This window comes from Streptomyces sp. NPDC028635 (assembly GCF_040637635.1).
Classification (GTDB): domain Bacteria; phylum Actinomycetota; class Actinomycetes; order Streptomycetales; family Streptomycetaceae; genus Streptomyces.
This window is the reverse complement of the sequence record NZ_JBEZWX010000005.1, coordinates 83,412-95,380: the sequence shown is the minus strand read 5'-3', so window position 1 is coordinate 95,380 and position 11,969 is coordinate 83,412. Positions and strand designations below refer to the sequence as shown.

Genomic DNA, 11,969 nt, shown 5'->3' with positions numbered 1-11,969 from the left:
GCGCGCTGTTTCTCCCCTGTCGCGCAGCGGCCCCTTTCCCGCAGCGCCCCCCTTCCCCGGAGCGACCCCCCTTCCCGGAGCGACCCCGTGACGCCTGAATCCCTGTCCACGACCGGAACGCACGATCTCGCCGCGAGTCCGCCGCCCGGCTGCCCCGCCCACGCCAAGGGGCCCGGCGGGCTGCACCGGCTCTACGGCCCCGGCGCCGAAGACCTGGGCGAGCTGTACGAGCACCTGCGTGAGGAGTACGGGCCGGTTGCGCCCGTCCTGCTGCACGAGGACATCCCGATGTGGGTGGTCCTCGGCCACGCCGAGAACCTGCAACTCGTCCGCTCGCCCGGCCAGTTCTGCCGCGACAGCCGTATCTGGTCGCCGCTGAACGAGGGCATGGTCAAGCCCGACCACCCGTTGATGCCGCACATCGCCTGGGAGCCCATCTGCTCCTACGCCGAGGGCGACGAGCATCTGCGGCTGCGCGGCGCGGTCACCGGCGCCATGACGACCATCGACCACCGCAGCCTGCGCCGCCACATCACCCGGTACACGCAGATCCTCGTCAACAGCTTCTGCGAGAGCGGGGAGGCCGACCTCGTCGGCCAGTTCGCCGAGCACCTGCCGATGGCGGTGATGTGCGAGATCTTCGGCATGGCCGAGGAGTACAACGACCGGATCGTGCAGGCCGCCCGCGACATGCTCCGCGGCACCGAGACCGCCATCGCCAGCCATGCCTACGTCATGGAGGTGCTGCAGCGCCTCACCGCGCGCCGCCGCGCCGAGCCCCAGCACGACTTCGCCAGCCAGCTGATCCGTCACCCCGCCGGGCTCACGGACGACGAGGTCACCAAGCACCTGTGGCTGGTCCTCATGGCGGCCTACGAGGCCACCGCGAACCTGCTCGCCAACGTGCTGCTCATGGTCATCACCGACGACCGCTTCTACGCCAAGCTCAACGGCGGCCAGATGACCGTGCCCGAGGCGGTGGAGCAGTCCCTGTGGGACGAGCCGCCGTTCAGCACCGTCTTCGCCTACTACGCCAAGCAGGACACCGAACTGGGCGGCCAGCGCATCCGCAAGGGCGACGGGCTGCTGTTCGCGCCCGCCGCCGGCAATATCGACCCGCGGGTGCGGCCCGACCTGAGCGCCAACATGCAGGGCAACCGCTCCCACCTCGCCTTCGGCGGCGGACCGCACGAGTGCCCGGGTCAGGACATCGGCCGCGCCATCGCCGACGCCGGTGTGGACGCGCTGCTGATGCGGCTGCCCGATGTGCAGCTGGACTGCGACGAGGACGACCTGCGCTGGACGGAGTCGATCGCCTCCCGGCACCTGGTCGAGCTGCCGGTGCGGTTCGACCCCAAGGCGCAGCAGGACGTGAAGGCCGCGCCGAGCCTGCACGGGCAGCCGCAGCCGCAGCGCCCCCCGGTGTGGCAGGTGACCGCGCCCCCGCCCGAGCCCGCGACCGCGCCGTACGCACCCGCTCCGGCGGCCGCGCAGGCTGCGCCGTTCGCGCCGCCCCAGCAGGCTCCCGCCGCCCAGCCGTCACCGGCGCAGCCTCCGCTGCCGCAGACGGAACCGGCCCGGCCGCGCGGGGTGTGGCAGCGCCTGGTGCGCTGGTGGCGCGGGAACTGACCGCAGGCCCTGAAAGGGTGTCCCGCCGATCTCGCTGATTCGCCGATCTCGCCAGGCGTGGGCGCGCCCGGCGTGATCTGCGGGACACCCCCTAGAGGGCAGCCCACGCGTCGTACGACGTCCAGGCCGCGAGGGTGCGGCCGCTGTGGAAGCGGTGCTCCGTCCCCGTGACCGGATCGGTGAACTCCAGCTCTCGCGCCAGCAGTTGCAGCGGGCGCCGGAAGTCACCGGCCGGCACGGGGGCGGCGATGCGCGGGTAGAGCGGATCGCCGAGGATCGGCACGCCGAGGGTGTTCATGTGGACCCGCAGCTGGTGCGTCTGACCGGTGGCGGGCAGCAGCCGGTACCGGCCGAGGCGGCCGCGCCGCTCGGCCAGCTCGATGCGGCTGACCGCGTTCGGCTCGCCGGGCACCTCCCGCGCGGTGAGCACCCCGCGCTCCTTGACGATCCGGCTGCGCACGGTCACCGGCAGCGCGGGTGCCGGGTCGTACGGGGCGATCGCCTCGTACACCTTGCGCACCCGCCGGTCGCGGAACAGCGTCTGGTAGGCGCCGCGCTCCTCAGGGCGCACCGTGAACAGCACCAGCCCCGCCGTGAGCCGGTCCAGCCGGTGAGCGGCGGTCAGCGTCTCGATGCCCAGGTCGCGGCGCAGCCGGGCCAGGGCGGTCTCGGTGACATGGCTGCCGCGCGGGGTGGTGGCCAGGAAGTGCGGTTTGTCGGCGACGACGATGTGCTCGTCGCGGTGGACGACGTCGACCGTGAACGGCACCGGCACCTCCGGCGCGAGCTCCCGGTGGAACCACACGTGCATCCCGGGTGCGTACGGCGCGTCCGGCGCGACCGGCCGCCCGTCGGCGGTGACGATCGAACCGGCGTCGAACAGCGCCTCGACCATCCCGGGTCCCGCCCCGCTCAGCCGCGCGACCAGGTACTCCCGGACGGTGGCCCACGACCCGGTCGCGGGCAGCCGCACCCGCACCGGGTCCACTCCGTCGAGCTGGGGGAGCGGCGAGGGCGGGGGCGGGTTGCGGCGTCTCATCGCAGGCCAGGGTACGAGGGCGGGGCCGGGTGGCGAAAACCGCTGGGCGTCGGCGGGCGGACGTGGGCAGGATGGCGATCATGCCTGATCTGACGCAGCCGGTGCTGCCCGCCGGCACCTTCTCCCGCATCCCGCAGCCCGCGATCCCCACAGGCGACGGCCTGGTGCTGCGTCCGTGGCGCAGCGACGACGCCCCGGCCGTGTACGAGGCCTTCCAGGACCCGGCGATCCACCAGTGGCACATCCGCTCCGCCGACTCCGAGGAGGAGGTGCGCGGCTGGATCGCCGAGTGGCAGCGGGCCTGGGCGACGGAGCGCACGGCGCAGTGGGCCGTCGCCGACGCGGCCGGTGACCGGCTGCTCGGCCGGGCCGGGCTGCGGCAGATCGAGCTGCTCGACGGTGCCGCGGAAGTCGCCTACTGGACGCACCCGGCGGCGCGGGGCCGGGGCGTCGCCGCCCGGGCCGCGACCGCGCTGGCCCGCTGGGCCCTGGACGAGATCGGGTTCGAACGCCTGGAGCTGCTGCACTCCGTCGGCAACGAGGCTTCCTGCCGGGTGGCGGCCAAGGCCCGCTTCGCGCTGGAGGGAACCAAGCGGCGGGCCCTGCTCCACGCCGACGGCTGGCACGACATGCACCTGCACGCGCGCGTGCGAGGCGACTGACCACCTGGGCGGCCGTTGTCCGGGGCGGCCTCGCCGCCGCGGTTCAGGCGGCGGGCGCGCCCTCCTGCTCGGCCTCCACCCGGGCGTTCCACTCCCGCTTGGAGGCCTGCCAGCCGTCCTCGTTGTGGCCGAGGCGCCAGTAACCGGAGATGGACAGGTCCTCGCGCGGGATGCCGAGGTCCACCCGCAGCAGCCGGCGCAGCTCCTTCACGCAGGCCGCCTCGCCGTGCACGAAGGCGTGCACCCGGCCCTCGGGGAACTGAAGCGCGCGCACGGCCTCGACGAGGCGCTCGCCGACCGGCCGCTCACCGCGGTGCAGCCAGACGACGTCGACGTCGGAGTCGATCTTCTGCTCCTCCTCGGGACCGGCGACCTCGATGAAGGCGTGCGCGACGGCGCCGTCGGGCAGTGCCTCAAGGGCTGCCGCGATGGCGGGCAGCGCGCTCTCGTCACCGGCGAGCAGATGCCAGTCGGCGGCCGGGTCGGGGGCGTAGGCGCCGCCCGGGCCCATGAAGCGGACCGTCTCGCCGGGCCGGACCCGCGTGGCCCACGGGCCGGCCAGGCCCTCGTCCCCGTGGATCACGAAGTCCAGTGTCAGCTCGCGGTGTTCGGGGTCCCAGGAGCGCACGGTGTACGTCCGGGTCACGGGCCACTGCTCGCGCGGGAACTCCTCGCGCACGCGCTCCATGTCGAAGGGCTCGGGGTAGGTGACGCCGTCCGCCGGGAAGAGCAGCTTGACGTAGTGGTCGGTGCAGGTGTCCGCCTCGAAGGCGGCCAGGCCCTCGCCGCCGAGCACCACGCGCTGCATGTGCGGGGTGAGCCGTTCGGTGCGGACGACACGCGCGGAATGCACCCTGCGCGGCTTGCGTCCCGGACGTTCTGCCATGACGGCCTCCCTGTTCCCCATGCTTAGGCTTACCTAAGCTAGCACCTCGCCCGGGTGTACACCCGTCACACCGCCAACGTGGTCAGCAGCCGCTGCAGCGATCCGCCCAGCCCCCAGCGCTCCGCGAGCTCCTGAAGGGCCGCCGCGTCGCGCGGGGCGTGCGGCAGCGCCGTGTCGACGTCCGGCAGCGGGACGTCGTCGGCGACCCGGACCACCTTCGGTGCCACCGCCAGATAGGGCTTCGCCTCCGTGAGCCGCTTGCGCTGGGTGGGCGTGAGCCTGGCGCGCGGGTCGTCCACGGCCGCCAGGATCCCGGCCAGGTCGCCGTACTCGGCCAGCAGCTTGGCCGCCGTCTTCTCGCCGACCCCGGCCACGCCGGGCAGCCCGTCGCTCGGGTCGCCGCGCAGCAGCGCCAGATCCGCGTACCCCCTGCCGTCGACGCCGTACTTCTCGCGCAGCCATGACTCGTCGGTCAGCTGCAGGGTGCCGACCCCCTTGAGCGGGTACAGCACGCGGACGTCCCGGGCGTCGTCGACCAGCTGGTACAGGTCCCGGTCGCCGGTGACGATGTCGACCGGTCCCTCGGCGCGGGCGGTGAAGGTGCCGATGACGTCGTCCGCCTCGTACCCCGCGACCCCGACGCGGGCGATGCCGAGCGCGTCGAGGACGGCCTCGATGACCGGCACCTGCGGCGACAGGGTGTCGGGCACCTCCTCCTCGTCGGGCCCGCTCTCGTGTTCCTCGGCGACGCGGTGCGCCTTGTAGGAGGGGATCAGCTCGACCCGCCACTGCGGCCGCCAGTCGGCGTCCATGCAGGCCACCAGGTGCGCCGGCCGGTGGTCCTTGACCAGGCGGTCGATGAATTCGAGCAGTCCGCGCACGGCGTTCACCGGCGTGCCGTCCGGGGCCTTCACGGAGTCCGGGACCCCGAAGTAGGCGCGGAAGTACAGCGAGGCGGTGTCGAGGAGCATGAGTCGTCCGGTCACGCTCGCATCATGCCGTACGGCACCGACAGTGGCCGCCCGACGGCACCGGCGGCGGTCGTCCGACGCGCAGGGTGCAACGCGTTGCGTCACTTAGTGACGTGGCCCACTTGTGCGTTTGCCTGAGGGGAAAGAGGGGAGGCGCGCCTTCACAGCGATGCCGGTTGCGCGTTCAACCTTCGGGGTGCGGGCGTGACCTCCTCGCTCCTTTCCCTGCCGTCGAGAAGAGAAGGTCCGCGTGTCAGCCAGGCTTGAAGCCGAGCGCCTCTACAAGGTGTTCGGCAGACGACAAGATCAGGCGGTGGAACGGCTCCGTGCGGGAGCCGACCGTGAGGAGCTGCGCGCGGACGGCGCCACGGCCGCCGTCATCGACGCGTCCTTCACCGTGGACCCCGGCCAGATCTTCGTCGTCATGGGCCTGTCCGGCTCCGGCAAGTCCACCCTGCTGCGCATGCTCAACGGCCTGCTGGAACCCACCGCCGGGCGCGTCCTCTTCGACGGCCAGGACCTGACCTCGCTCGGCGGCAAGGAACTGCGCGAGGTCCGCGCGAAGAAGATCAGCATGGTCTTCCAGCACTTCGCGCTCTTCCCGCACCGCAGCGTCCGCGAGAACGCCGCCTACGGCCTCGCCGTCCAGGGAGTGCCCCGCGCCGAGCGCGACGAACGCGCCGCCGAGGCACTCGCCCTGTGCGGCCTGGCCGGCTGGGAGGACTCCTGGCCCGACGAGCTGTCCGGCGGCATGCAGCAGCGCGTCGGCCTCGCCCGCGCCCTCGCCACCGACGCCGATCTGCTGCTGATGGACGAGTCCTTCAGCGCCCTGGACCCGCTGATCCGCCGCGACATGCAGGACCAGCTCCTGGAGCTGCAGCGCACCCTGAAGAAGACCATCGTCTTCATCACCCACGACCTCAACGAGGCCATGCGCCTGGGCGACCGCATCGCCGTCATGCGCGACGGCCGCATCGTCCAGAACGGCACCGCCGAGGACATCCTGCTGCGCCCCGCGAACGACTACGTCGCCTCCTTCATCCAGGACGTCGACCGCTCCCGCGTGGTCACGGCCGGCGCCGTCATGGACACCGACGGGCTGCGCGGCGACGAGGCCGACTGCGGCTGCGCGACCGCGACGCCCGACACGCCGTTCACCGAGCTGTGCGCGCTCAGCGCCCGCTCGGAGCACCCCGTCGCCGTCCTCGACGCCGAGGGCGCGCTCGTCGGCGTCGTACCGCGGCAGCGCCTGGTCGGCTTCCTCGGCGACGAGGAGGGCGCCCCCGGCAGCTGCGACAACCGCCGGGACAAGGGCGGGGAGAAGGTGATGGCCCGTGCCTAGGATCCCGCTCGGCGACTGGGTCAACGACGCGGTCGACTGGCTGCTGAACCACGTCTCGTGGCTCTTCGACTTCTTCAAGACCGTTTTCACCGGCGCCTACGACGCCATCGACGCCGTTCTCCAGGCGCCCCAGCCCCTGCTGCTCGCCGGCATCTTCGCCGTGCTCGCCTTCTGGCTGCGCGGCACCCTCGCCGGTGTGCTCACCTTCGCGGGCTTCGCCTTCATCGACTCGCTCCAGCTGTGGGACGACGCGATGGTGACCCTGTCGCTCGTGCTCGTCGCCACGCTGATCGCGCTGGTGATCTCGGTGCCGGTGGGCATCTGGGCCGCCCGCTCGGACCGGGTCAGCAGCCTGGTCCGGCCGGTGCTGGACTTCATGCAGACGCTGCCCGCGATGATCTACCTCATCCCGGCGATCCTGTTCTTCGGCACCGGCGCCTCCGCCGGCATCGTCGCCACCCTGATCTTCGCCCTCGCCCCCGGGGTGCGCATGACCGAGCTGGGCATCCGCCAGGTCGACAAGGAGCTCGTGGAGGCCGCCGAGGCGTTCGGTACCACGCCCCGCAGCACCCTGCTGCGCGTCCAGCTGCCGCTGGCGCTGCCCACCGTCATGGCCGGCGTCAACCAGGTCATCATGCTCGGCCTGTCGATGGCCGCGATCGCCGGCATGGTCGGCACCGGCGGCCTCGGCGGTGACGTCAACGAGGCCATCGGCCAGCTCAACGTGGGCCTCGGCTCCGAGGCGGGCGTGGCGATCGTGATCCTCGCGATCTACCTCGACCGCATGACGGGCGCGCTCGGCACCCAGGTCTCCCCGCTGGGCCGTCGCGCCGCCGCACGCGCGCGTGCCGCGAAGGGCCTGAAGATCTGGTCCTACCGGCCCCGCCCGCAGATCGCCGTCATCGGCGTCGTGATCCTCGGCCTGGTCGCCGGCGGCATGGGCGTCTTCGGCGGCAAGGGCGGCGCCACGGCCGTCGCCGACGGCAAGGACGTCGGCCAGGGCAAGAAGGTCACCATCGGCTACATCCCCTGGGACGAGGGCATCGCCTCCACCTACCTGTGGAAGGAGATCCTGGAGCAGCGCGGCTACCGGGTCGAGGCCGAACAGCTCGACGCCGGCCCGCTCTACACCTCCCTCGCCTCGGGCACCGTCGACTTCCAGACCGACGCCTGGCTGCCGACCACCCACGCGCAGTACTGGAAGAAGTACGGCTCCCGGATCGACGACCTGGGCAGCTGGTACGGCCCGACGTCCCTGGAGCTGACCGTCCCGGCCTACATGAAGGACGTCGACACGCTCGCGGACCTCAAGGGCAAGGCCGGCGAGTTCGGCGGGAAGATCACCGGTATCGAGTCCAGCGCCGGTGAGATGGCCCTGCTCAAGAGCAAGGTCCTCAAGGAGTACGGCCTGGACAAGGAGTACAAGGTCGTCGACAGCTCCACCCCGGCCATGCTCGCCGAGCTGAAGCGGGCCTACAGCAAGAAGGAACCGATCGTCGTCCCGCTCTGGTCGCCGCACTGGGCGTACAACGACTACCGGCTGAAGAAGCTGAAGGACCCCAAGGGCGCCTGGGGCAAGGGCGACGGCCTGCACACGCTGGCCCGCAAGGGCTTCGCGGGCGACAACCCCGTCGTCGCGAAGTGGCTGAAGGGCTTCAAGCTGGACGAGAAGCAGCTCACCAGCCTCGAGGCGGGCATCACCAAGGCCGGCAAGGGAAAGCAGCAGGACGCCGTGCGCGCCTGGCTGCAGAAGAACCCGGGTCTCGTCGACAAGCTCGCCCCGGTCCAGAACACCCGGCCCGCCGAGGCCGAGCGGCCGGTCGACGTGGCCTGGTTCCCCTGGGACGAGGACATCGCTGTCACGCACCTGTGGAAGAACGTGCTCGAGCGGCGCGGCTACCAGCTGAACCTCAAGCAGATGGACGTCGGCCCGGTCTACACCGGCCTCGCCTCCGGGGACCTCGACCTCAACTTCGACGCCTGGCTGCCGTACGCGCAGGGCAACTACTGGGACAAGAGCAAGGACCGTCTCAAGGACCTCGGCACCTGGTACCGGCCGACCTCGCTGGAGATCGCCGTGCCGTCCTACGTCAAGGGCGTGACCTCGCTTCAGGACCTCAAGGGCAAGGCCGGCACGTTCGGCGGGAAGATCATCGGCATCGAGCCGGGCACCGGTGAGATGAACCTGCTCAAGTCCACGGTGCTCCCGGGCTACGGCCTGGACAAGGAGTACAAGGTCGTCGACGGCTCCACCCCGGCGATGCTCGCCGAGCTCAAGCGCGCCTACGCCAAGAAGCAGCCGGTCGCCGTCGTCCTGTGGTCGCCGCACTGGGCGTACACCCAGTACCACCTGACCAAGCTGAAGGACGACAAGAAGCTCTTCGGCGAGGGCAACACCATCCGGACGATCGCCAACGAGAAGTTCCCCGAGCAGTACCCGCAGCTCACCCGGTGGATCAAGAACTTCCGGATGAGCGAGGCGGAGCTCGGCGGCCTCGAGGCCGAGATCAACGAGCGCGGCCAGGGCCACGAGGACGACGCCGTCGCCGCCTGGCTGAAGCAGCACCCGGAGGTCGCCGACCGCATGACCCCGCAGTAGCCGGCCGCTGCGTCCGCACCCCCGAGGGGTGGGCCACCCACGCCACCTGACCGCGTGGGAGGGCCCACCCCTCGGGTCATGTCCGGACGGCCCGAAAAGATGACGGCCCGAAAAGGTGACGGCCCGAAAAGATGACGGCCCGAATGGATCCGGCCAACCACACAGCGCCACGCCACCGCCAGAACCCGGCTCCCGGATGCGGGAACACCCGGGACGGCCACCGCATTGAACATGACACGGGCCTCGCGGTACGCCGAACGCCCCATCAGCCGACCGCCCGGGCAGGTGATCAACTGGCGCGAACCATCAGGTCGGAGCCCACCCCGTGTGTCTTCGTTGTGACGGCCGCATGAAACGGTTTGCCGAACATGCGTAGGGTGCAGAGAACTCAAACAGAACCTGCACCCGCCGACCGGAACGCACCGAGCGGCGCGACGATCGGGACGACGAGCGAAGGAGGGAGCCGGAGCGATGGGCGACCACAAAGAGCAGCCCCTGCGGGTCGGCGCGGCCGTGCGGCGCCGTCGCCGTGCCCTGGACCTGACCCTCGCCGTCGTGGCCGAGCGCAGCGGCCTGTCGGTGCCCTTCCTCAGCCAGGTCGAGAACGACAGGGCGCGGCCCAGCCGCGGCTCCCTGGAGAAGGTGGCCGACGCCCTGCGCACCACCGCGGTCGAACTGCTCGCCGCCGCGGACCCGGCGTGCAGCGTCGACGTCGTACGCGCCGAGGACCTCGAACCCGGGCCGGTGCCGCAGGTGCGGTCCCTGGTGCGCGGGCACCACCAGATGCACGCCTCGGAGTTCCTCGGCGACCACGACGCCGGCCGCGAGTTCCAGTACCGCAACGACCAGTTGATGTACGTCGCCGACGGCGCCGTCGAGATCGAGGCCGAGGGCCGCGCCTACCGGCTCGGCCGCGGCGACACCCTGTACCTGACCGGCGGGGTGCGGCACCGCTGGCGGGCGACGGTGCCCGACACCCGCCTGATCGTCGTCGCCGTCGCCGAGCACATCGAGGCCGTACGGGACCGGCCACGCCGGTGAGGGTCGTCTCGCTGGTGCCCTCGCTGACGGAGGCCGTCGCCGCCTCCGCGCCCGGCGTCCTGGTCGGCGCCACCGACTGGTGCACCCACCCCGCGGGCCTGGACGTCGTACGCGTCGGCGGCACCAAGAACCCCACAACCGACCGCGTGCTCGACCTCGCCCCCGATCTGGTCGTCGCCAACGAGGAGGAGAACCGCGCCGCCGACCTCGACGCACTGCGCGCCGCGGGCGTCGAGGTGCTGGTCACCGAGGTGCGCTCGGTGCCGCAGGCCTTCCGGGAACTGGACCGGGTCGTCGGCGCCTGTGGAGTACGGAACCGGCCGCGCTGGCTGGACGAGGCCGAGGCGGCCTGGGCCACCCTCCCGGAGGCGGCCGGACGCCGGAGCGCCGTGGTGCCGATCTGGCGCAGGCCGTGGATGGTGCTGGGCCGCGACACCTTCGCCGGGGACGTCCTGGCCCGGCTCGGCGTCGACCAGCTGTACGCCGGGCACGCGGAGCGCTACCCGCGCGTGCCGCTGGAGGAACTGCGGGCGGCGGGCCCGGATGTCGTCGTCCTCCCGGACGAGCCGTACCGCTTCACCGCCGACGACGGGCCCGAGGCCTTCGCCGGTCTGCCCTGTGCGCTGGTCAGCGGGCGGCACCTGACGTGGTACGGGCCGTCACTGGCCGAGGCGCCGCGGGTGCTGGGCGCGGCCCTCGCAGCAGCTCACCGCTGAGCAGTCCCCGTACCGTGCCCGCGGCGGCGGCGAGCCAGCCGGCGATCAGCAGGGTGTACAGGCCGGCAGCGAGGGCGTCGAAGGCGACGAGCCCGGTGTGCCGGCCCAGCGCCTCGGCGCCCGTGACACACGTGCCGACGGGGAAGGTGAACGCCCACCAGCTCATCGTGAACCCCATGCCGCGCCGCCGGGCCCGCACCACATGGGCGCCCGCCAGACACAGCCACAGCAGCGCGAACCCCGTCACCGGCACGCCGTACAGCACGGCGAACACCTCGAAGCCCGTGCCGGCCGGCCCCGGCATCACCGCCGGTGCGGCGTCGGCGAACTTTCCCACCGCGGTGGTGGACTGGCCGAGCGGCCCCAGCACCAGGAACAGCGTCGGGGTGAGCGCGAGCGGCAGCGGCCCGCCGATCGTGCGGGCGAACAGCAGCGGCAGCACCAGCAGGACCGCCAGCAGGCTCAGGCCGAACAGGGCGACACAGGCGAGGAGCAGGGTCTCGCGCGGCTGCCCGGGCGGCAGGTGCGGAACCAGCGGCGGTCCGGCCGCGGCCGCCACCATCGGCCCCACCAGCGGCAGCAGCCACACCGGCGTGGCCTCCGGCACCGTCACCCGATGGCGTACGGCCATGAGGTACGGCACGGTGACGGCGGCCGCGAGCGCGACGGCCGTACCGGCGGTGAACAGCACGGTGTCCAGGGCGACCGCGGCCGTCGTCCCGATCCAGGGGCGTCCCACCGCCAGGGCGCCGGCGCCGACGGAGAGCAGGGCCATCGCGAGGCAGCCGTAGAAGGGGGCCATGGCCGCGTCCAGCAGATGGGCGCGGGCCTGGTCGCGGTGGTGACGCCAGTGCAGGGCGCGGGCACCGAGCAGGAACAACAGCAGCGCCAGGGCGAGGGCCCACAGCACCGTGCAGGCCGTGCGCAGGCCCGGGACGTGGACGGGGAGGGCGACGCCGGCCGTGGCGAGGACGGCGGTGCCCATGACGGTGGCGTACCAGTTGGGCCCGAGATGCCGGACTGCGGTGATCATGAGACCACCGTGCCGTGAGCGGGCGGCCCCCACCAGGGAGGATGTACCTAT

10 protein-coding genes are annotated in these 11,969 nt (G+C 72.3%); 6 read left to right on the top strand and 4 right to left on the bottom strand.

Annotated elements, in window-relative coordinates:
- Positions 1 to 87 precede the first annotated feature (87 nt).
- Complete coding sequence (locus tag AB0E88_RS07605) at positions 88 to 1,629, top strand: cytochrome P450 (protein WP_361625422.1); 1,542 nt, start codon at positions 88 to 90, stop codon at positions 1,627 to 1,629.
- A gap of 91 nt (positions 1,630 to 1,720) precedes the next feature.
- On the opposite strand, the gene AB0E88_RS07600 is transcribed toward AB0E88_RS07605, so the two are convergent.
- Complete coding sequence (locus AB0E88_RS07600) at positions 1,721 to 2,668, bottom strand: pseudouridine synthase (RefSeq protein WP_361625419.1); 948 nt, start codon at positions 2,666 to 2,668, stop codon at positions 1,721 to 1,723.
- A gap of 80 nt (positions 2,669 to 2,748) precedes the next feature.
- Between AB0E88_RS07600 and AB0E88_RS07595 the strand changes: the two genes are divergently transcribed.
- On the top strand, positions 2,749 to 3,330 hold the full coding sequence (locus AB0E88_RS07595) for a GNAT family N-acetyltransferase (protein WP_361625416.1): 582 nt from the start codon (positions 2,749 to 2,751) through the stop codon (positions 3,328 to 3,330).
- A gap of 43 nt (positions 3,331 to 3,373) precedes the next feature.
- Here AB0E88_RS07595 and AB0E88_RS07590 read toward each other — a convergent pair whose 3' ends face one another.
- A complete protein-coding gene (locus tag AB0E88_RS07590) occupies positions 3,374 to 4,216 on the bottom strand; it encodes a siderophore-interacting protein (RefSeq protein ID WP_361625413.1) in 843 nt (280 codons plus the stop codon).
- Between the two features lie 65 nt (positions 4,217 to 4,281).
- Positions 4,282 to 5,202, bottom strand: a complete 921-nt coding sequence (locus AB0E88_RS07585; RefSeq protein WP_361625410.1) for a 5'-3' exonuclease — start codon at positions 5,200 to 5,202, stop codon at positions 4,282 to 4,284.
- Between the two features lie 235 nt (positions 5,203 to 5,437).
- Between AB0E88_RS07585 and AB0E88_RS07580 the strand changes: the two genes are divergently transcribed.
- The 4 genes from AB0E88_RS07580 (at position 5,438) to AB0E88_RS07565 (ending at position 10,885) form a co-directional block, all read left to right on the top strand.
- Positions 5,438 to 6,529 (top strand): glycine betaine/L-proline ABC transporter ATP-binding protein, encoded by a 1,092-nt coding sequence (locus AB0E88_RS07580; RefSeq protein WP_361625407.1) that lies wholly within the window; start codon positions 5,438 to 5,440, stop codon positions 6,527 to 6,529.
- A complete protein-coding gene (locus tag AB0E88_RS07575; protein WP_361625404.1) occupies positions 6,522 to 9,128 on the top strand; it encodes an ABC transporter permease/substrate binding protein in 2,607 nt (868 codons plus the stop codon). The genes AB0E88_RS07580 and AB0E88_RS07575 overlap by 8 nt, the downstream gene beginning before the upstream one ends.
- 471 nt (positions 9,129 to 9,599) lie before the next feature.
- Positions 9,600 to 10,169 carry a helix-turn-helix domain-containing protein gene (locus tag AB0E88_RS07570; RefSeq protein ID WP_361625401.1) on the top strand — a complete coding sequence of 190 codons (570 nt, stop codon included), beginning with the start codon at positions 9,600 to 9,602 and terminating at the stop codon, positions 10,167 to 10,169.
- Positions 10,166 to 10,885, top strand: a complete 720-nt coding sequence (locus AB0E88_RS07565; RefSeq protein WP_361625398.1) for a helical backbone metal receptor — start codon at positions 10,166 to 10,168, stop codon at positions 10,883 to 10,885. Before AB0E88_RS07570 ends, AB0E88_RS07565 begins: the two co-directional genes overlap by 4 nt.
- On the opposite strand, the gene AB0E88_RS07560 is transcribed toward AB0E88_RS07565, so the two are convergent.
- A complete protein-coding gene (locus AB0E88_RS07560; RefSeq protein ID WP_361625395.1) occupies positions 10,797 to 11,918 on the bottom strand; it encodes a TDT family transporter in 1,122 nt (373 codons plus the stop codon). The genes AB0E88_RS07565 and AB0E88_RS07560 overlap by 89 nt on opposite strands.
- Between the last annotated feature and the right edge of the window lie 51 nt (positions 11,919 to 11,969).

What these genes read in the sequence shown, in the direction of transcription:
- AB0E88_RS07600 (WP_361625419.1), bottom strand. Translation starts at nt 2,668, where the DNA reads ATGAGACGCCGCAACCCGCCCCCGCCCTCGCCGCTCCCCCAGCTCGAC.
- AB0E88_RS07595 (WP_361625416.1), top strand. Translation starts at nt 2,749, where the DNA reads ATGCCTGATCTGACGCAGCCGGTGCTGCCCGCCGGCACCTTCTCCCGC.
- AB0E88_RS07590 (WP_361625413.1), bottom strand. Translation starts at nt 4,216, where the DNA reads ATGGCAGAACGTCCGGGACGCAAGCCGCGCAGGGTGCATTCCGCGCGT.
- AB0E88_RS07570 (WP_361625401.1), top strand. Translation starts at nt 9,600, where the DNA reads ATGGGCGACCACAAAGAGCAGCCCCTGCGGGTCGGCGCGGCCGTGCGG.
- AB0E88_RS07560 (WP_361625395.1), bottom strand. Translation starts at nt 11,918, where the DNA reads ATGATCACCGCAGTCCGGCATCTCGGGCCCAACTGGTACGCCACCGTC.